21 protein-coding genes and 3 tRNA genes are annotated in these 19802 nt (G+C 37.4%); 20 read left to right on the top strand and 4 right to left on the bottom strand.

Annotated features, from left to right (window positions below):
• The first annotated feature begins 89 nt into the window (after nucleotides 1-89).
• From tolQ to BS34_RS0106620, 10 genes are all read left to right on the top strand, one after another.
• A complete protein-coding gene (tolQ, locus tag BS34_RS0106665) occupies nucleotides 90-776 on the top strand; it encodes a protein TolQ (protein WP_029407756.1) in 687 nt (228 codons plus the stop codon).
• Between the two features lie 90 nt (nucleotides 777-866).
• Nucleotides 867-1322: an ExbD/TolR family protein gene (locus tag BS34_RS0106660; protein WP_029407755.1), complete on the top strand. Its 456-nt coding sequence runs from the start codon at nucleotides 867-869 to the stop codon at nucleotides 1320-1322.
• The gene (tolA, locus tag BS34_RS0106655; protein ID WP_029407754.1) at nucleotides 1322-2362 is read left to right on the top strand and encodes a cell envelope integrity protein TolA; all 1041 of its coding nucleotides are present in this window, start codon (nucleotides 1322-1324) and stop codon (nucleotides 2360-2362) included. The genes BS34_RS0106660 and tolA overlap by 1 nt, the downstream gene beginning before the upstream one ends.
• Before the next feature lie 176 nt (nucleotides 2363-2538).
• Nucleotides 2539-3918: a Tol-Pal system beta propeller repeat protein TolB gene (gene tolB, locus BS34_RS0106650; RefSeq protein ID WP_038126530.1), complete on the top strand. Its 1380-nt coding sequence runs from the start codon at nucleotides 2539-2541 to the stop codon at nucleotides 3916-3918.
• A gap of 96 nt (nucleotides 3919-4014) precedes the next feature.
• Nucleotides 4015-4599, top strand: a complete 585-nt coding sequence (gene pal / locus BS34_RS0106645; protein WP_029407752.1) for a peptidoglycan-associated lipoprotein Pal — start codon at nucleotides 4015-4017, stop codon at nucleotides 4597-4599.
• Nucleotides 4600-4608: 9 nt separating this feature from the next.
• A complete protein-coding gene (ybgF, locus tag BS34_RS12600) occupies nucleotides 4609-5505 on the top strand; it encodes a tol-pal system protein YbgF (protein ID WP_029407751.1) in 897 nt (298 codons plus the stop codon).
• On the top strand, nucleotides 5505-6206 hold the full coding sequence (gene queC / locus BS34_RS0106635; protein WP_029407750.1) for a 7-cyano-7-deazaguanine synthase QueC: 702 nt from the start codon (nucleotides 5505-5507) through the stop codon (nucleotides 6204-6206). The genes ybgF and queC overlap by 1 nt, the downstream gene beginning before the upstream one ends.
• Before the next feature lie 504 nt (nucleotides 6207-6710).
• A tRNA-Lys gene (locus BS34_RS0106630) sits at nucleotides 6711-6786 on the top strand.
• Nucleotides 6787-6840: 54 nt separating this feature from the next.
• A tRNA-Lys gene (locus BS34_RS0106625) sits at nucleotides 6841-6916 on the top strand.
• A gap of 54 nt (nucleotides 6917-6970) precedes the next feature.
• Nucleotides 6971-7046: transfer RNA gene (locus tag BS34_RS0106620), tRNA-Lys, on the top strand.
• Between the two features lie 218 nt (nucleotides 7047-7264).
• Here the strand turns inward: BS34_RS0106620 and BS34_RS0106615 are convergent.
• Nucleotides 7265-8032: a hypothetical protein gene (locus BS34_RS0106615; RefSeq protein WP_029407749.1), complete on the bottom strand. Its 768-nt coding sequence runs from the start codon at nucleotides 8030-8032 to the stop codon at nucleotides 7265-7267.
• A 205-nt stretch (nucleotides 8033-8237) separates the two neighbouring features.
• On the opposite strand from BS34_RS0106615, the gene BS34_RS0106610 reads away from it, so the two are divergent.
• The 6 genes from BS34_RS0106610 to BS34_RS0106585 all read left to right on the top strand — a co-directional run bounded on the left by BS34_RS0106610 (nucleotide 8238) and on the right by BS34_RS0106585 (nucleotide 13475).
• The gene (locus BS34_RS0106610) at nucleotides 8238-8489 is read left to right on the top strand and encodes a hypothetical protein (protein WP_029407748.1); all 252 of its coding nucleotides are present in this window, start codon (nucleotides 8238-8240) and stop codon (nucleotides 8487-8489) included.
• Nucleotides 8490-8695: 206 nt separating this feature from the next.
• Nucleotides 8696-9364: a metal-dependent transcriptional regulator gene (locus BS34_RS0106605; protein WP_029407747.1), complete on the top strand. Its 669-nt coding sequence runs from the start codon at nucleotides 8696-8698 to the stop codon at nucleotides 9362-9364.
• A 5-nt stretch (nucleotides 9365-9369) separates the two neighbouring features.
• Nucleotides 9370-10428, top strand: coding sequence for a nitrogen regulation protein NR(II) (gene glnL, locus BS34_RS0106600; protein ID WP_233993158.1), 1059 nt, complete (start codon nucleotides 9370-9372; stop codon nucleotides 10426-10428).
• A 2-nt stretch (nucleotides 10429-10430) separates the two neighbouring features.
• Nucleotides 10431-11891 carry a nitrogen regulation protein NR(I) gene (ntrC, locus tag BS34_RS0106595; protein WP_051640727.1) on the top strand — a complete coding sequence of 487 codons (1461 nt, stop codon included), beginning with the start codon at nucleotides 10431-10433 and terminating at the stop codon, nucleotides 11889-11891.
• A gap of 52 nt (nucleotides 11892-11943) precedes the next feature.
• The gene (locus BS34_RS0106590) at nucleotides 11944-12711 is read left to right on the top strand and encodes a hypothetical protein (protein ID WP_029407744.1); all 768 of its coding nucleotides are present in this window, start codon (nucleotides 11944-11946) and stop codon (nucleotides 12709-12711) included.
• 215 nt (nucleotides 12712-12926) lie between these two features.
• Complete coding sequence (locus BS34_RS0106585; RefSeq protein ID WP_029407743.1) at nucleotides 12927-13475, top strand: hypothetical protein; 549 nt, start codon at nucleotides 12927-12929, stop codon at nucleotides 13473-13475.
• 273 nt (nucleotides 13476-13748) lie between these two features.
• Here BS34_RS0106585 and BS34_RS0106580 read toward each other — a convergent pair whose 3' ends face one another.
• The 3 genes from BS34_RS0106580 to asd form a co-directional block, all read right to left on the bottom strand.
• Nucleotides 13749-13958, bottom strand: coding sequence for a cold-shock protein (locus BS34_RS0106580; protein ID WP_029407742.1), 210 nt, complete (start codon nucleotides 13956-13958; stop codon nucleotides 13749-13751).
• Between the two features lie 401 nt (nucleotides 13959-14359).
• A complete protein-coding gene (locus tag BS34_RS0106575; protein ID WP_029407741.1) occupies nucleotides 14360-14698 on the bottom strand; it encodes a P-II family nitrogen regulator in 339 nt (112 codons plus the stop codon).
• Nucleotides 14699-14723: 25 nt separating this feature from the next.
• Nucleotides 14724-15617, bottom strand: a complete 894-nt coding sequence (gene asd, locus BS34_RS0106570; RefSeq protein ID WP_038126302.1) for an archaetidylserine decarboxylase — start codon at nucleotides 15615-15617, stop codon at nucleotides 14724-14726.
• A 290-nt stretch (nucleotides 15618-15907) separates the two neighbouring features.
• Here asd and BS34_RS0106565 point away from each other — a divergent pair, with 290 nt between their 5' ends.
• The 4 genes from BS34_RS0106565 to BS34_RS0106550 all read left to right on the top strand — a co-directional run bounded on the left by BS34_RS0106565 (nucleotide 15908) and on the right by BS34_RS0106550 (nucleotide 19671).
• A complete protein-coding gene (locus tag BS34_RS0106565) occupies nucleotides 15908-17122 on the top strand; it encodes an argininosuccinate synthase (protein ID WP_255327160.1) in 1215 nt (404 codons plus the stop codon).
• Nucleotides 17123-17269: 147 nt separating this feature from the next.
• Nucleotides 17270-17767 carry a phosphatidylglycerophosphatase A family protein gene (locus BS34_RS0106560; RefSeq protein WP_029407738.1) on the top strand — a complete coding sequence of 166 codons (498 nt, stop codon included), beginning with the start codon at nucleotides 17270-17272 and terminating at the stop codon, nucleotides 17765-17767.
• 159 nt (nucleotides 17768-17926) lie between these two features.
• Entirely contained in the window at nucleotides 17927-18223 is a 297-nt protein-coding gene (locus BS34_RS0106555) for a rhodanese-like domain-containing protein (RefSeq protein ID WP_029407737.1), read from the top strand.
• Nucleotides 18224-18408: 185 nt separating this feature from the next.
• Nucleotides 18409-19671, top strand: a complete 1263-nt coding sequence (locus tag BS34_RS0106550; RefSeq protein WP_029407736.1) for a dicarboxylate/amino acid:cation symporter — start codon at nucleotides 18409-18411, stop codon at nucleotides 19669-19671.
• The last annotated feature ends 131 nt before the right edge of the window (nucleotides 19672-19802 follow it).

The following is a 19802-nucleotide window of genomic DNA, read 5'->3' as shown; positions in this document are numbered from 1 at the left end:
AATGTAAATATTTTACATTATTTAAAATCCAGCAAGAAATACGTTAGAATAAACCATAAAATTTAACTAGATTTTAAAAAGAGAAACTCATGAACGATAGTGATTTAATTGAAATTATATTAATGGCCAGCCCAGTAGTTCAGGCAGTGATGATATTATTGGCTTTAATGTCATTAGCGGCTTGGTCAGTTGCTTTTGCAAAATCCTATCAGGTTCGCAAAGCCTTGCGTCAAGCTAAAGCTTTTGAAAAAAAATTTTGGGAAACGCAAGAGCTTTCAGGTCTATATCACCAAGTAGAAAGTAGTCGCGGAGATGCTTCTGGTTTAGCATTAATCTTTGCAGATGGTTTTAAAGAATTTGCGCGTTCAAAACAACAAGGAGTTGAAGAGGCCGCTGATTTGGTCTCAGGTGCACAACGTACAATGAAAATTGCCTTTTCTAAACAAACCGATGCCTTAGAAAATCACTTATCTCTACTAGCTACAGTAGGTTCTTCAGCGCCATATATTGGTCTGTTCGGTACCGTTTGGGGCGTTATGCATGCCTTTCAATCTTTAGGCGATGTTCAGCATGCAACCTTAGCCGCGGTTGCTCCGGGAATTTCTGAAGCTTTGATTGCTACTGCAATTGGTCTGTTTGCCGCTATTCCCGCCGTTATTTCTTATAACCGTTTATCAAACAAAGTTGACCGTTTACTAAATGAATACGAAAACTTTGCTGAAGGCTTTTTAACCATTTTACAGCGTCAAGCTCATTCGGTTAAAAATAACGGCTAAGGACTTTATATCAATAAGGTCTTATATCAATTTAGTCAACGGACTCACAAAGGTCTCACTAGGGTTTAAAGGGAATAACAAGGTCAAACAATGCAGAACGGTTTTCGTAACAATAGAAGCAAAAAACGCTTAATGGCTGAAATTAATGTTGTGCCATATATCGATGTAACTTTAGTTTTGTTAATCATTTTTATGGTAACCGCACCTATTGTTCAACAAGCGGTTACAGTCAGTCTTCCTCAAACTCCAGAGATAGCTAAGCCATCAGCCCCCGTAACAGAAGAAAATAAGCCTTTTGTGATTACGGTTACAAATGAAGGCTTGTATAAAACCTCTGAACAGCCTGATATTAGTTTAAGCAGTAAAGATTTAGCTAGTTTAGTCGCTGAAGTGATGGCTCGCTCTCAATTAAATCAACAGCCTATTTATATTCAAGGTGATCGTTCTGCACCTTATGGAAAGGTAGTGCATATTTTTGTATTGCTAAAAGCCAATGGTGTTGAAAACGTCTCTTTAATGACTGAACCAGAATTGGTGAAACCCTAATGTTAAGCTTTATTAAAAAACACCCTATATCAGTCCTTTTGGCTTTAGTGCTCCATATTGCCATTGTTGGCGCTTTTAGTATTAATTGGAATGAATCCGAAAAGGTCAGAGTATCTTCTCAAGGAAAACAAACTCTCCAAAAACCGCTAAAACAGAATTCGGTTAGTCAGATTGCTCAATTAGAACCCATGAAAACATTCACGGTTGACGCGAGTCAAGTTCAAGCTCAGCTTAGTAAACTTAAAGAGCAACAAGAGGCTAAACGTCTTGAGCAGCAGAAACTTGCTGCAAAAACAGATAAAGAACGTGCGCATTTAAAAGAGCTACAAAAGAAACAAAAAATTGAAAAAGCAAAAGCTAAAGAAGCTAAAAAACTAGCAGAAAAACAAAAACGAAAAGCTGATGCTGAACGTAAAAAAATCGAAGAAGCAAAACGCTTAGCCTTAGTTGAAAAAAAGAAGGCAGATGCCGCTCGTAAAAAAGCAGAGAAAGCTAAAAAAGCCGCTTTAGATGCCGAAAAACAGAGAAAAGAAGCCAAAGAAAAGACGGCACAAGCTGAAAAACAACGTTTAGCGGAAGAGAAGAAAAAACAAGCTTTAGAAAAAGAGTTAATAGCTAAAGAAAAACAGAAAAAAGTGTTAGAGAAGGCTGCGATTGAAGCGGAGCGTAAAAAGAAACAACAAGAGGCGGCGGCAGCTTTGCAGCGTCAGTTAGATGAAGAAGCGGCTGAACTTCGTGCGGCACAAAAACGTAAGCAAATGCTTTCTTTAAGAGAATCTTATATCTCTGCGATTACCGCTAAGGTAAAAGATAGCTGGAGAACTCCGGCTAGAATCTCGCCTGAGGCTCAGTGTGATTTGAAAATTACCCAGTCGCCAGGTGGTAATATAACAAGTGTAAAAGTTTTAAACTGTAATAAAGACGCAACTAAGCAGTTTAAGCAGGCTGCTGAAAAAGCGGTGTATAGAGCGGAGCCATTACCGGCTCCACCAGCTAAAGAACTCTTTGAACGTGAAATTACTTTTGAGTTTAAACCATAACTAAAAAAATCATTAATTAAAAAGTACCAGGCCTGGTAAGGTCTCGTATAACAATCTTGTTTAATATCTTAAAGAGGCTTTTGTAAGAGTCGATGAATGTACAAAAAGGTGATAATTTTCACTTTTTTTACATGCATGACTCGTGCAAAGATCTCATAAAATAAATGGTGATTCCTTTGAACTTACAGTTAAAACGCAATCTTAAAATTCAATCATTGGTATTGAGTGTATTATTGGTTTTCTCTTTACCGGCTTGGTCTGAACTCACAATAGAAATTAATGAGAGTTACGAAAATGCTTTACCGATTGCAATTGTGCCTTTTGGCTATGAAGAATCTCTTAATCCTGCATTAACGGCATCAACTGCTCAAACCGGTACTAACCAAGCAGCTCCTGTTTCAAAAACAGCCCCGGTTGATCTTGCTTCTATTGTTGCCGCTGATTTGCGCAGAAGTGGTCGTTTTAATCCACTTTCTAGAGATACTTTCCCTGCCTTGCCAACCGATATTGATGGCATTGTGTTTGAGGACTGGAAATCACTAGATTTAGATAATATGCTGATTGGTAAAATTGTTTCTGAGGGCAATGATTTATACCAAATAGATATGCGTTTTATGGATGTTTTACGTAAAAAGCAAGTGATAGGTAAACGTTGGTCAGGTATTCCTAAAGATAACTTACGACAGATTGCACATCAAATGAGTGATTTGATTTATGAAGAGTTGACGGGTGTTAGAGGCGCCTTTAATACACAAATTGCTTATGTGACTCTGCGTAAAGTGGGGGGTAAACGCCTTTATACTTTAGAAATTGCCGATGCAGATGGCTTTAATCCACAGCCCATTCTAAAGTCTAAGATGCCTATTATGTCTCCAAGTTGGTCACCAGATGGCAAAAAGTTAGCCTATGTCTCTTTTGAAAGCGGGCGCTCTAACGTTATTGTGCAAAGTTTGGATGGTAAATATCGTAAGGTCATTGCTAACTATAAAGGGCTCAATAGTGCTCCTGCATGGTCTCCAGATGGAACAAAGATGGCTTTGACCCTTTCTAAAGGGGGAAGTGCCGATATTTATATAATGGATTTAGCGACTAAGAAATTACGTCGTTTGACTCGAAACTGGTCAATTGAAACGGAAGCTAGCTGGGCAGCCAATGGAAACTCTATTTTCTTTAATTCAGATCGTCGTGGACAGCCTCAAGTCTTTCAAGTGTTTTTAGATACGGGCGAAGTTCGTCGCGTTACTTTTGATGGTAAATATAATGGTAATCCTGAAGTTTCACCAGATGGTCGTTACTTAGCAGTGGTAAACGGCAATGGAGGGTTCCATATTGCCTTACAAGATTTATACACTAATGAATTTACGGTATTAACGAATACTTTTTTAGATGAATCGCCTACCTTTTCTCCAAATGGTGAAATGATTCTTTATGCGATGAATAAAAACAGTAAAGGTGAATTGGCTGTAGTGGCTATTGATGGTCAGGCGTCTCAAACACTTAAAGTGAAAAATGGTGAAGTGCGTGAACCGGCTTGGGGACCCTATTTAGCCAAATAATTACTGATTAATTCGTCTTAAATAGAACTAAATATTAAAGAAAACTACGTAATGATTGAACTACGTAATGATAGATCTAAATTAATGAGGTTTCAAATGCATACATTACTTAAACTTTTTTCGGTTGCTGCTATTTCTTTGTTGGCGGCATGTAGTTCAACACCAGATAAAGGGGGTGTTGGCACAAATGACCAAGAAGTAACCACTGATACCGCTCCTGGAGTAGGGCAGAAAGATACCGGTTCAGAAAATGGTGTTGAAGTCATTCCTGCTAATGGTTCGCAAACAAGTGGTGAAAACTTAGGATCGGGTCAATCATTGGATGAAATGAAAATGATTGATGTTGACTCAATCTATCCACCTATTATTTATTTTAAGTATGATCAGTATGATTTAGATGATAAAGCGACGGATGTGGTTCGTTATCATGCCGATATATTAATGGCTAATCCAAATCAAAAAGTGGTTCTAAAAGGGCATACCGACGAACGAGGAACGCCTGAATATAACTTAGCTCTAGGTGAGAAAAGAGCTCAAGCGGTTGCACAGGCCATGATGCTGTTTGGCGTTGAACAAAACCGTATTGAGGTGATTAGTTTTGGTGAAGAACAACCCGAAGATATACAAAGTAATGAAATTGCATGGCAAAAAAATCGCCGTGTAGAAATCGTAATTAAGTAAGGATTGATAATGCGTAAATTTGTTTTAATGTCTACTGTTTCAGCACTTTGTTTAAGTGTCGCTATACCGGCTCAGGCGGTACAAGGAGCAACGTTAGATCAGCGTGTTAATAGATTAGAACGTATGCTAGAAAACCCGGTTTTACTGCAGTTAAGCCGTAGATTAGGTGAGCAACAGCGAGATATTCAAACTTTACAAGATGAAAACGATCGTCTTAAACGTGACTTAAGAAATTTTAAAGCCTTGATGGACAAACGCTACAAAGAGAGTGATGAACGGTTTAGTGCTCTGGAAGGTGGTCAGTCACCAGTTCAACTAGATAAAAAGGTTTTACAGACACCACTTACTGAAAAGATAGATCAACCTAAAGAAGACCAGCCTAAAAAAGACCAACCTAAAGATTCTCAATTAGCCTCACCAGAGAATACTTTAAAACAAGAATTAACGGTTAACGCTAAAGAAGTAGAGATACAAAGCAAGAATAATCAGCCTAAGGAAACACTTTTAACGCCAATTAAAACCCGTAAACCAACACAGGTGGAAAAGGATAAGTATAAAGAGGCGTTTGCGTTAATGAGAGCCTCTAAATATGAAGCGTCAATTACTGCTTTTCAAGGCTTTTTGGCTAAGTATCCAGAAAGTGATCTAGCCAGTAATGCGGCATATTGGAGTGGTGAAGGTTATTTGATAAAAGATGAAAATGAAGCTGCTTTAGATTCTTTTATGTTGGTGATAAAGCGTTACCCAGATTCAACAAAAGTCCCTGATGCTAAGCTAAGAGCTGCGGATAGTTATGTTCGGTTAGGTAACGAAGCAGCGGCCAAAACACTTTATCAAAACATTATAGATAGTCGTCCACATAGTAAGGCTGCTAAAAATGCAAAAAAACGTTTAGAGAAACAATAATGTCAAATATTCGAAACCAAACAACACAAAAAGCAGTTGTTTTGCTTTCTGGCGGGTTAGATTCAGCCACTGTTTTAGCGATTGCGACTGCTCAAGGGTATGAATGCCATACAATGAGTTTTGATTACGGTCAACGTCACAGAGCTGAATTAAAGGCGGCTGAAAAACTAGCTAAAAAATTAGGTGCCAAAACTCATCGTGTGATGAATATGGATATGAGAGCGATTGGTGGGTCGGCGTTAACGGATAATAATATTGACGTGCCGGTTTCTGGCGTGGAAGAAAATGAAATTCCCATTACTTATGTTCCTGCCCGTAATACGGTATTTTTGTCTTATGCCCTTGGTTTAGCAGAGGTATTAAAGGCGGATAATGTGTTTATTGGTGTTAATGCCGTTGATTATTCTGGTTATCCAGATTGTCGTCCTGATTATATTGCGGCTTTTGAGAAGATGGCTAATTTAGCTACAAAAGCCGGAATAGAGGGGCATAAAATGCATATTCAAACCCCACTGATTGATTTAACGAAAGCAGATATTATTAAAAAGGGAATTAAAAACGGAGTTGATTATAGTTTAACGGTCTCCTGTTACCAGGCAGACGAAAATGGACTAGCTTGTGGCGTTTGTGATTCTTGTCGTTTGAGAAAGCAAGGGTTTATTGAGGCGGGAGTTTCTGACCCAACGTTGTATCAATCCTAATCTGTTATCACAATTTTTCGGGTTTATGTATTTTATGATTGACTAAACAAATCTTTTAACCACGAAGACACGAAAGCACGAAGATTTCTAATATCTAATACCAACTTAAATTTAACCAATAACCAAACTAAACGTAATAAATTAATCGCTTTTACACTTTACAAATGCAGAGCTGCATAGCTTATAGGCATGGCTTAAGATTCTTAGGGTATGATTTTTTAATCACTTTTATTTGTTTTTTCAATCTTCGTGCCTCTGTGTCTTCGGAATTAATATTTACAATACTGAATAATCAATCACAAAATACGGATACCCAATTTTTCTTTCGTAACTAATCTGTGAAAAGTTCTCTATAAGCAAAATTTTGAGATGTTTTCTAGCAAAATCGCATTCATTTTGTTTGCTAAAAATACAACAATAGATAAAAACTAAATAAATGATAAATAATTGTTAAAAGGACTTGCACACTTTTTGCAGACTTGTATAATACGCCCCATTCCAAGCGGGTCGTTAGCTCAGCTGGTAGAGCAGTTGGCTTTTAACCAATTGGTCGAGCGTTCGAATCGCTCACGACCCACCATTTATTTTGGGTTTGTTTGGAAAAATTAGTATTGAGCTTATCATATACGATTATGGGTCGTTAGCTCAGCTGGTAGAGCAGTTGGCTTTTAACCAATTGGTCGAGCGTTCGAATCGCTCACGACCCACCATTTATTTTGGGTTTGTTTGGAAAAATTAGTATTGAGCTTATCATATACGATTATGGGTCGTTAGCTCAGCTGGTAGAGCAGTTGGCTTTTAACCAATTGGTCGAGCGTTCGAATCGCTCACGACCCACCATATTTTAAACCCCGTGTTTCTTTTTGATTCACGGGGTTTTTTATTGCCTATTATTTATGTTTAAGCATAAAGCATAAAGCATAAAGCATAAAGCATAAAGCATAAAGCATAAAGCATAAAGCATAAAGTGAATGGGGTTATCAGAGAAAGTACCAGGCCTCTATCTAATCTTTAACTAATATAGCCAGGCCTGGTTAGTTGGGGGGAGGTATTTTAGGCTAAAGGTGTTTTTTAGCTATATCTCTAAGAGTTGGAACATTTAACTCGGCTTGGTCGGCAAAATGGATTGCTCTAGTTAATCTTGCTGGTGCTGATCGCCCCATACAACCGTGAGCCAAATCTCCATTAATCGCTTCTAATAGACCACTCATTAAACGATTTCGATCATTGGATGTGTCTGTTAGCCAGTCCTGAATATCTAATACGTCATTGGCCACTGAGATCATAATATCTTCATGGTCATTGGCTAGACTTTCGACATTACCACCCACTTCTAATCCTGCGATATTAGTCGTCAAAATATATAGATTTTTGCGCACTAATTCATAGGTTAATTCTTCTTCTGAATCTAATATAAAGCTAGGAAGATCTACTTGTGATAAAGCATCAAAGACTAGCTTAGCATTTGCACCAAAAATTGGCGATGGCAAAACCACCTTGCTGTCCATGCCTTTTTTCTTTTCAAACCAAACAGAGATAACGGTCGGATTGTTAATTTCAGCAGCATGCCAATCTCTTGGTAGTAATTCGTTTTGCAAAAGAATGGTTTTATCTTTCCATTCTTGAGGTAAGCTGTTGAGCGTTTGTGTAATATCGGCTTCACCAACGGCAATCAGAATAGCTTTAGGATTAGGGATTGTTTGGGATACTATTGCGATATTCATATCTCTAGTAACGCCTTGAACAGGGTAGCCTAAACGTAAAAAGCCTCTTGCAAAAACGCTACCTAATTCACCAAGTCCGATAACAATAATGGGTTCTTTCATTTATTCACCTTTTGAGAGATTTGATTTGTAATTTAAATTAATGCGTAGATTCGGATAATAAGTGCATTCTATAACTTTTACTGTGCATAATTGCACCAAAATGGAGTAAGTATTGTATTTAAATTCTTTTTTAAGTGTAAAATATATTAACTATAGACTTTTGTAAGAAAGCCTCAACTAAAAACTAATAGTAGGAATAGTATCAATGAATCAACCAAAAGCAAAATTTACCTGGCATTACTATGTGATGGCGTTTGGCGCTTTGCTTGCTATGTTAGCTGCAACATTAGGCACAGTCGGTGGAATTGTTTCAGGGTTGGCGATTGCCATTTTGAGTCACCCTAAAATACAGTTTCAAGGTGTGGGACGATTTGTATTCTATATTCTGTTTATAATTTTATATGTATTTGCATTTCCTGACCCTGAAGTAGTTAGAGAGATGATGACTCAATCGTAAAATTGGTTTGTATGACAAAACTAAAGTGATTAGTTTTTGTTTGATTAACCTGTACCAGAAAAGTTCAAAATAATGTGTTGTAAATTGTCTGATTGAGACCAAAAAAATCATTTAATAATGAACTATTGGTAAGTTTATCAATGGCAACTAGGTGAATGTTTTCATCTTATTCGTACAACACTTTCAACTAAAGAGATACCTTATAAATGGCATCTAAAGCCTTAGAAGATTATTTAAAAATCATATATAAGCTTGAAGATAATAGTTCTGAAAAGGGAGTGCAAACTTCTGTGATTGCAGAACGCTTATCCATTTCTCAGGCTTCTGTTTCTAATATGCTAAAAAAACTGGCTGAGAGAGATTTTATCTCTTACGAACCTTATTATGGGGTGAGTCTGACATCGTCTGGACGCAAGATTGCTCTTAATATGGTTAGAAAACATAGAATTTTGGAACTCTATTTAGTTGAACGTTTGAATTATTCGTGGGATGAAGTCGATGAGGAAGCAGAAGTGCTTGAACATGCTATTTCTGACAAGCTAGCTAACCGCATGTGGGATGACTTGGAACAACCCACTCATGATCCTCATGGCTCGCCAATTCCTTCGATTGAGGGCGAACTAATTAAACAAGATTTAGTGCCTTTAGTTGAGGTGCCGATTGAACAAAAAAGTCAGGTGGTCCGAATTAAAAACCGAAGCCCTGAAGAATTACGCTACTTAGCAAATATTGGTTTAACAACTGGAGTTTCGTTAAAAATAAAAAATATGGCTCCTTTGAATGGTCCTTTATTAGTTGAGATTGAAGATGAAAATTTGCATGCGATTGATTACCGGTTAGCAATGGCGTTGTATGTAAGTAAAGTTAAAAGTTAAAAATTATGATGTCTAAAAGTTTTTATTACGAAGTTTTGGAAGGACTGACGACCGCTGTTTTGTGGTTAGATAAAAATGAAAATATACAGTTTATGAATGTCGCTGCAGGTGAGATTTTTCAGGTAAGTCCTAAAAGAATGTTGGGCAAATCATGGAAAATAATACTACCAGGCCTGGTAGATACATTAAACCAATCAGTGGATAAGAGTATCACGATTCATGAGTATACTGTTGCTGTTCAAGATTTTGAAAAGATTAGGGTTAGTTGTTCTATTTCACCTTATGAATTAAGTGAGGATATGGGTTGGTTGGTGGAAATTTACAACACTGAGCGTCATCACCGTATTGTGGAAGAGGATGAGCGTTGGCACCAATATGAAGCTGGTAATCTTTTAGTGAAAACCTTAGCGCATGAAGTTAAAAACCCTTTAGCGGGAATTTTAGGTGCAACTCAGTTACTGCAAAAACGTTTTAGCACAGATGACAAAGAGTCGGCTTTTTTGGAGATTATTTCTAAAGAAGTGACACGTTTAAAAAATCTTGTAAATAGAATGTTAGGGCCAGAAAAAAGGGCTGAAAAAGAGCCGCATAATGTGCATGAATTAATTCGTTATGTATTACAGGTTGTTGAAGGTGAAAAGCCAGAAAATGTCTATATCAAGTTAGATTATGATCCGAGTATTCCAGATATTTATATGGATTTTGAAGCGATGATTCAGGCTTTACTGAATTTAATTCAAAATGGTATTCAAGCAATGGAAGAGACGGGTGGGTTTTTAACGATTAAAACCCGTATAGAGCATAAATTTACGCTTGGAGCAAAAACTTATCCCCTGGTTGCCAAAATTAGTATTAAAGATGAAGGAATGGGAATTCCAGATTCGGTATTTGATTCTATATTTTATCCTATGGTCACCAGTAAAAAAGCAGGAACAGGTTTAGGGTTACCGGTAGCTCAAAATGTCTTACGTCAACATGACGGTTTAATCGTGGCAGAGAGTGAACCAGGTAATACTGTGTTTACGGTGTATTTACCCCTTAAACAAAAGGAAGATAAAGAATGAGCATGAATAACGACAAGGTTGAGGAAGTTGTTGAACCGATTGAACCGATTGAACCGATTGTTTGGGTTGTAGATGATGATGCTTCAATTCGTTGGGTTTTAGAGGCCGCTTTAGAAGACAAACCTTATTTAGTGAAAATTTTTGATTCACCATTAATGGCTTTAAAAGCTTATGACGATTTTCCCCCTTCTGTTGTGGTGAGTGATGTTCGTATGCCAGATATGGATGGCTTAACTTTTATGGAAGGTCTTCATGAATTAGATAAAAATATTCCTGTTATTATCATGACGGCGCACGCAGATTTAGACACGGCAGTTAAATCGTTTCAAAGTAAAGCGTTTGAATATTTGCCAAAGCCGTTTGATATTGACGAAGTCACGACTTTAGTCGATAGAGCGATTAAGCGTTTTCAATCTGGAGGGGTTAAAAGAGCTAAGCGTTCCCCTAAAACGGATAAACAGCCTTTAAATATTATTGGTGCAGCACCTGCGATGCAGGAGGTGTTTAGAGTTTTAGGTAGGGTTTCACAGTTAGATGTAACCGTTTTAATTAATGGTGAAACCGGCACGGGTAAAGAGTTAGTGGCTCAAGCACTTCATGAATTAAGTCCACGTTCTGATGGGCCTTTTGTTGCATTGAATACGGCTGCCATTCCTCGAGAGCTATTAGAGTCGGAGCTATTTGGGCATGAAAAGGGTTCTTTTACGGGTGCGCACTCGCAAAGAGAAGGGCGTTTTGAACAAGCCAATGGTGGCACACTGTTTTTAGATGAAATTGGTGATATGCCGGTTGATTTGCAAACACGTTTGTTGCGTGTGTTAAATGATGGAAGTTTTTATCGAGTGGGTGGAAAAACGTCTATTCAGACCAATGTAAGAATTGTTGCCGCAACTCACCAAAATATGAAACAGCTTGTAAGAGAAGGTAAATTTCGAGAAGATTTACTATATCGATTAAATATTATTCGTATTAAGGTACCAGCCTTAAGAGAAAGAGCACAAGATGTACCGCTGTTGCTGCGTTTTTATTTAGAAAAAGAAGCTAAATCACTCGGTTTAGAAGAGAAGTCTTTAAGCAAAGAAGTGACTCAATTTTTATCTAATTTAGCTTGGCCTGGTAATGTAAGGCAGTTAAGAAGTCTCTGTACTTGGCTGACCATTATGGCACCAGATAAAACGGTTTATATGGAAGATTTGCCTCTAGAACTGCAAAACCCAAGCGAAACGGATGGTGAGGCAACAAGTGGTGATAATTGGGAAAAACCACTTCGTAAATGGTCTGAAGCCTTTTTGAAAAGTGGAAGAGAGGGGTTGCATACCTCGGCAGAACAAATCTTTGAAAAAGTGTTGATTGAAGTGGCAATGAAAGCCAGCGGAAATCATCGCCAAAAGGCTGCTGTTTTGCTTGGCTGGGGAAGAAATACTTTGACACGTAAAACCCAAGCTTTAGGGTTAGACGATTAAATCAAGAATCAGGTAGTTAGATGGATTTACAATTCACTAGGGGTTTTACTCAATGATCTTTGAGTTCTGGCAGTATCTTACAACGCCGACTCAAATAGAGCAGGCAAAAAAAATGGGCTATTTAAAAGAAGCCATTGCTATGGCTGCGAGAGCTGATCGCTGCCAGCAGGAATGGGGTGAGCACTATCAATCTTGCCAAAAGGCGATTAATCAAGCCATAAATCGTGCTGTTCAACACAGAACGGCATTGATTTTTGGCGCAGGTTCTTTAAAAGATGTTCCTCTAGATGAATTATCCAAAAAGTTTGAAAAAGTATTGCTGGTTGATTTGGTTTTTTTAAAAGAAGCCCGAGATAAAGTGGCTAAATTTAACAATGTTGAACTGATTGAGCATGATGTGACTGAATCCTTATCATGGATTTCAGAAGGTCAGGATTGGGTTCAGGCTCCCTCTACCTGGTTAGATGATACACATATTGATTTAGTGGTTTCCTTAAACTTAATTACTCAACTTCCATTAATCCCCGTCAGGTGGCTTCTTAATGATTATAAAGTACCAGAAGCAACTGCTGATATTGTCGGAAAACAACTGATTTTTGCTCATGTAAATTACCTTAAACAATTTTCTGGAGAAGTGTGTTTAATTGCAGACTATTTAGACATTGAATTTGATAACAAAGGTAATGAAATAGAGCGATTCGACCCTTGGTGGGATGTTGAGCCCCCTAAGCCGGAAATTACTTGGGAGTGGGAAGTGGTGCCTTTAGGCGAAGCGGGTAAAAAATGGCAAAAAAACCATGTTGGTGTTTCTTTTCTATAAGCTGATTTTATAGATTTTAGCTAGCCTTTCAAATAGACACATTCGTCTCCTTTTCTTCTTGTAAAAATACCGTAAACCCCTCTAATGATTGCTTGCTTAAAATGATGCAGGTGATTACGTATAACGCTTGTTTATAGTTACCATAGTATTTATTAAAAGCAGATTAACCTAGGCCGTGATAGCATTTATTTAAAACGAATTAAAAAGGATACTAGATGGCGGTTTTGATTGAAGGCTATTCAATAGTGATTAATAAATCTCAAGCATTAAAAAATCAAAAGGCTTTAGATACATTGGGTTCTGTAGAGGGAACTTTGCATCCAACTGCAATTTGTTCAGATAAAGATTTATTAAGAATAGGTTTTTTGGATTTAAAGCAGGCAAACGAGTTTTTAGCTGCCTTAGAAGGTGGTGGTTTGGTGCCTTCTGAAGATATGGTAATGCTTACTCAATTTGGAGAGCAAGAGGTGAGCTGTGATTGGTTAACGGTTCAATTTACTAAGCTTAAAGATGGTACGTTAATTTGTTTGGCTAATAAGGCTTCCACGGGAGCTATAAACAGTATTGCTATGCCAAAAGGTTGGAGTTTAGAGTTGTCATTATTAAAGCGCTATTACGACGAGCGTATTCATTATATGCATGAAGAATATCGTTTAGTAAGAGAAGAACCTATGCATAGTGTTTACAAACACAATGAAACAGGAGAAGAAGTGCGTTTATTGCGTTTAAATCTAAAGGAAATGGAAGAGTCTGAACTGCAATAAGTGTTTATAGAGACCTTTGCACGAGAGTATGCGCGAGTAAAAATGGTTAAAATTCACCTGCTTATTGTTGAAAAACTTGCGAATAGCTAGCTATTCCCTACGTTTTCCGCCGCAAGCAAGCAAATTTTCTCTCATTTTTCTTTCGCACCTATCTCGTGCAAAGGTCTCTAATAGAGATTTAGATACAAAAAAATGCAAGTTAAGATAACTTGCCTTTTTTTATATTGTTAGCAATCGTTTAACTTTTTTGGTTAAACGACTTAATCTTAAAGATTAAAGTGCAACGATATTTTCAGCTTGAGGACCTTTAGGACCTTGAGTAACTGTAAACTCAACTTGCTGACCTTCAGCTAGCGTTTTGAAACCAGAACCAGTGATAGCGCTGAAATGTGCGAAAACATCTGGACCAGATTCTTGCTCTAGAAAACCAAAACCTTTAGATTCGTTGAACCACTTAACGGTTCCTTTAACTGTATTTGACATGATATTTATCCTGACTTTTAATTTGATAGTATTGCCTCAAGAGGCTTGTGTAGCATGGAAATCTTGACTGATACTTTAAAACTTCAGAACGGTGTTACGAATAAAACGACGAAATGGAGGTTGTAAAACTTAGGCTTTCTTTCTTGCTGAGGAATACAGTACAGAGAATAGGGGTGAATGTCCAGTATTAATTGAATTAATTAGTAAAAATAGGGTTAATTGACGGGTTAATTTAGGAATTGGGCAGATTTAGAATTGGGTAGAACAATCGTTCTTTGATATTTACCAGGCCTGGTAGTCCTTGATAGGTATAAATTATTAAGGCTAAATTATTTATAGTTTAAAAATCAAAACGCTACACAGAGGTAGCGTTTTAAGTAGTGTATTGTTTTTAACTAGGTTTAAAGTGCTTCTGCGCCTGTTTCACCTGTACGAATACGGATAGTCTGCTCTATGTTTGTGACAAAAATCTTACCATCACCAATTTTACCTGTTTGAGCGGCATTGATAATGGCTTCAATTGCGGAATCAACCATTTCACCTTTTAGAGCAATTTCAAGCTTTAATTTAGGAAGAAAGTCTACAACGTACTCTGCACCACGATACATCTCTGTATGGCCTTTTTGACGACCATAACCTTTCACTTCGGTAACCGTCATGCCGTGAATATCAATTTCATGTAGGGCATCACGAACATCATCTAATTTGAATGGTTTAATTACCGCTGTAATCAGTTTCATATTTCTTCCTTATTCATTTAAGAATTTATGCTTCCAGGTGTTCATTACTATTTGAACTCTTAGGGTATTTTGCCAAAAGTTGACCCATTTTAATAGGGGTATCTGCATGAATCTTGCCTAAATCTGGTAATTGCCCTTCAGTGGTAAGTAAAACCACTGTTGAACCCATGTTGAAACGTCCAATTTCATCGCCTTTAGTAAAATGAATAGACTCTTCTTCATAATCCCAGTGTTGGATATTAGGTTCATATTCTGGAGTGATTTTACCTTGCCATACGGTCTCCATGCTACCAACAAAAATAGCTCCCACCATGACTAGGCAAAATAGACCTTGTTCATTTTTAAAACGAATTACAAGGCGTTCGTTGCGAGCGAACAAACCGTCAACAAGGCGAACGGTTGCTGGGTTCACAGCAAATAAATCGCCAGGTACATAGGTCATAGAAATTAGTGTTGCATCAACGGGAATGTGAATTCGATGATAGTCTTTGGGTGATAGATAAATGACTGCGGCTTCACCATTATTGAATTTTTTAGCATAGCTGATATCACCACCAACTAGGGCTTCAACGCTATAGGGGTGGCATTTTGCTTGAATAATCTTATTGCCTTCAATGTGTGACGACTGACTAATTAAGCCATCAACCGGACTAACCCAACTATCTGGAGTAGTGTCAATAGGACGAGCTTCTGGTTTTAATGCTCGAGTAAAAAAGGCATTAAAATGTGGATAGTTGTTGATGTCTTCATCTGCTGCTTCACTGACATTGATGCCGTAAATTTTAGTTAATAATTTAATGACATTATTTTTTATCCACGGTGTTTCTACTTGCATAAACCAATGCATGCCGCTAGATAAAAGATGTTTTGGAATGAAATATTGTGGAATGACTTTAATGAAGTCGGTCAGTTTAGCCATGAGAAAAAGTTCCTAAATTAATTATTTTGACATTTACGACATGTGAAAAGTCTTATTGAATTAAATGGAATTTTAATGTAAATCAGTCAAACTGGCTAATTAAACTTTGAGTAAAGTTAGAATTCGGCGTTTTGTGCGAATTTATTCAGTAGTTGATTAGGTTGTAGAGCTTGTATTTAAGCGATAAGTAGATGAATAAGTGTTTCTTAACGGACAAACCTAAAATCATGATGTTTTGGGCTATTTAATGTATAATTCGCGCAATTAATCGTTTTATAGTAAGGAAAACAATCATGTCTGACGTTAAAAAGGTCGTTTTAGCCTATTCTGGTGGTTTAGATACTTCAATTATTGCTAAGTGGTTACAGGATGAATATAACTGCGAAGTGGTAACGTTTACTGCGGATATTGGCCAAGGTGAAGAGATTGAACCCGCCCGCGCTAAAGCTCAAGCAATGGGCATTAAAGAAATCTACATTGAAGACCTTCGTGAAGAGTTTGCTCGTGATTTTGTTTTCCCTATGATGCGTGCTAACGCAATCTATGAAGGTGAGTACCGTTTAGGGACTTCAATTGCACGTCCTTTAATTTCTAAACGTTTGGTAGAGATTGCTCAAGAAGTTGGTGCGGATGCGATTGCTCATGGTGCCACAGGTAAAGGTAATGATCAGGTTCGTTTTGAATTGAATGCTTATTCTTTAATGCCAGATGTTAAAGTCATTGCACCATGGCGTGAGTGGGATTTAATGTCTCGTGAAAAGTTAATGGCTTATGCTGAAGAACACAACATTGCGGTTGAGAAAAAGAAAGGTAAAAAATCACCTTATTCAATGGACGCTAACTTATTACATATCTCTTATGAGGGTGGAATTATTGAGCAACCTGAAAATGAGCCTGAAGAAGATATGTGGTTATGGACGGTTTCGCCAGAAAACGCGCCTGATAAAGCAACATACTTAGATATCGAATTTGAGAAGGGTGATATTACTGGGATTAATGGTGAGAAAATGTCACCGGCTACGGTTATGGAATTCTTAAACAAAATCGGTGGCGAGAATGGTATTGGTCGTGATGATATTGTTGAAAACCGTTTTGTTGGTATGAAAGCCCGTGGTTGTTATGAAACACCTGCTGGAACAATTATGCTAAAAGCCCACCGCGCAATGGAATCTTTAACATTAGACCGTAATGCGGCGCATCTTAAAGATGAATTAATGCCTAAATATGCTGAGATGATTTATAACGGATTCTGGTTCTCTCCAGAGCGTGAAATGATGCAGGCGTTAATTGACCAGTCGCAAGAGTTTGTTTATGGAAATGTTCGTTTAAAACTTTATAAAGGCAATGTCATTATTGTTGGTCGTAGTTCAGATAATAGTTTGTTTGATGAAGCAATTGCTACGTTTGAAGAAGATGGCGGAGCTTATGATCACAAAGATGCAGAAGGCTTTATAAAATTAAATGCATTACGATTAAAAACAGCGGCTAAAAAACGATCTAAGTAATCTAAGTCTGTTATGACTTACTTAGTAAGCAGGTGTTAACTTAAAACAGCGTTATTTATAACGCTGTTTTTGTATTTAGGCCTCACTAAAAATGTTAATACGATAAAATCAGTGAGTCTTAAACTCTGATTTAAAGGACTGTTAATCATGTCTAAAAACAAACCAAGAATCCCAAAATTTTCTGAACTATTGCAAAACCCAATGCTTATGCTGGGTTTTGGTTTTGGATCAGGGTTATCGCCAAAAGGGCCAGGAACGGTAGGTACACTTTTAGGTTTACTCTTATTTATCCCTATTTTGTTATGGTCTGAATGGTTGGCCTGGTTAGTATTTGGTTTAGGTTTGTTTGTGGGAAGTTATATCTGCGGTAAATCATCTGAATATATGCAAGTTCATGATCATGGTGGGATTGTTTGGGATGAATTTGTCGGTATATGGCTAATACTGTTAGTGCTACCTGAGCAGGCCTGGCAATATTGGTTAGCTGCGTTTATTACGTTTAGAATTTTTGATATTTGGAAGCCTTGGCCTATCAAAAATGTGGATGAACAGGTAGAAGGAGGTTTTGGCATTATGCTTGATGATGTTTTAGCTGCATTTTATTCAATTTTAGTGATTTGGTTAGGTTATCTATTTATCGTGTAACACTCTGAAATAGAGTGAATATACCGATTATGGCTTATATATCATAATTATTACTTGGGTATATATTAATAAGTTTGACCAGGTATTAAGCTATTAAATTTGACTGTTTTAAGGTATATTACGCACCAAATAAAAAATACAAATGGGAGTTGAAAAACAATGTTTATTCCTTGCGATGATGCAAAACGCTTAATTAAAGAAAAAAATGCACAGTTGGTTGATGTGAGAACTCCAGAAGAGTTTGCAACAAGTAAGCTTCCTGGTGCGATTAATATTCCTCTGCAAGATATTGATCGTGTTGGAGAGAGTGTTTTGGATGCAGATTTACCGGTTATCGTTTTTTGCCGTTCAGGACAGCGTTCACATATGGCGATGCAGATTTTACTTTCGCAAAGCTTTTCAGAAGTACACAACTTAGGTTCATTTATGGCTTGGCATCAATGTCCTGACCAGTAAAAATATTTGTGTTAGTATTTTATAAAAGCGCTTAAGGCAGTAGTTTTAAGCGCTTTTTTTATATTAATCGAGAACTTTGCAAGATTCGATGAATGTATAAAAAAGGCTATAATTTTCTTTTTTATACATCCCCAACTCGTGCAAAGGTCTCCAATCCATTTCTATCAACTTGCAAAGGTATCACTATGAAATTAGCTTTACATTGGCAGATTTTAATTGCTTTAGTTCTAGCCGCCGTAATGGGTGCTTATACTGGAACAGAAGGCACTATTTGGGGAATTCATTGGTTAGCAATTTACACCTTTATTGGTACCTTGTTTTTAAATGCATTAAAAATGATTGTTGTACCATTGGTTGTGTCAGCGATTATTACCGGTATTGCAAATGTAGGGAGTCAAGGTGGTTTTGGTCGTTTAGGAATGAAAACCATTAGTTACTATCTAGCCACTAGTTTTATTGCCATCTTGATTGGCTTAGTATTGGTGAACGTTATTCAACCCGGCGTAAATGACAGTCCCGCACCGGTTATTGAATCTAATGATAAAGTTTCTATGGCAGTAGAGGGAAAATCTGCAGGTGATGTGGTCGATGTTTTCTTACGAATGATTCCAACCAATGTGGTTGATGCGGCAGCAGAAGGGCAGATGTTAGGCTTAATTTTCTTTAGTTTATTGTTTGGCTTTTTTATGACGCAATTAAAAGGGGATGTTGCAAAAACCATGAATAACTTTTGGCAAGGGTTGTTTGATGTGATGATGCTAATGACAGATTTAATTATGAAATTTGCCCCCTTAGGAGTGTTTGGTTTGGTTGCCGCTTCGGTAGCTAAAACGGGGTTTGACCAATTTGGTAATCTGGCTTTATTCTTTGCCACAGTGGTTTTAGCATTGGGCATACACTTTTTGGTTGTTATGCCAATTATATTAAGAGTATTTGGTGGCGTGAAAAACCCTTGGTTACATTACCAAGCCATGGCGCCAGCATTACTAACCGCATTTTCCACGAGTTCATCCTCGTCAACACTGCCTATCTCTATGAACTCTGTTGAACACCGTGCCGGTGTTTCTAACCGAGTGACCAGTTTTGTTTTACCTTTGGGAGCAACCATTAATATGGATGGTACCGCGCTATATGAATGTGTGGCCGCAATATTCATAGCTCAGTTATTTGGATTGGATTTAGATTTTTCTACGCAGCTATTAATTGTTGTTGTGGCTTTAACTACCTCGATTGGTGTTGCAGGAATACCATCGGCCAGTTTAGTTGCGATTAGTATTATCTTAGTTGCTGTTGGATTGCCTGCTGAGGCAATTGGTCTGTTACTGGTTGTTGACCGTTTATTAGATATGATGCGAACAGCAGTGAATATATTTAGTGATTCGGTGGGTGCTGTTGTGATAGCTAAAACAGAGGGGGAAAAAGACGTTTTGGTTAGTAAAGAATTTTAAAATAAGAGATATATAAACCTAGCAACCTACCAGGCCTGGTAGGTTTATAAAATAGTGAATCTAGCTTTAAATAAATGTGTTATTAAATGTGTTAATAAAATGGGTTTAATGTATAAAATTAACAACCATCG

It is taken from the genome of Thiomicrorhabdus sp. Milos-T2 (genome assembly GCF_000702325.1).
Classification (GTDB): Bacteria; Pseudomonadota; Gammaproteobacteria; order Thiomicrospirales; family Thiomicrospiraceae; genus Thiomicrorhabdus.
This window is presented reverse-complemented; position numbering and strand designations above follow the sequence as displayed.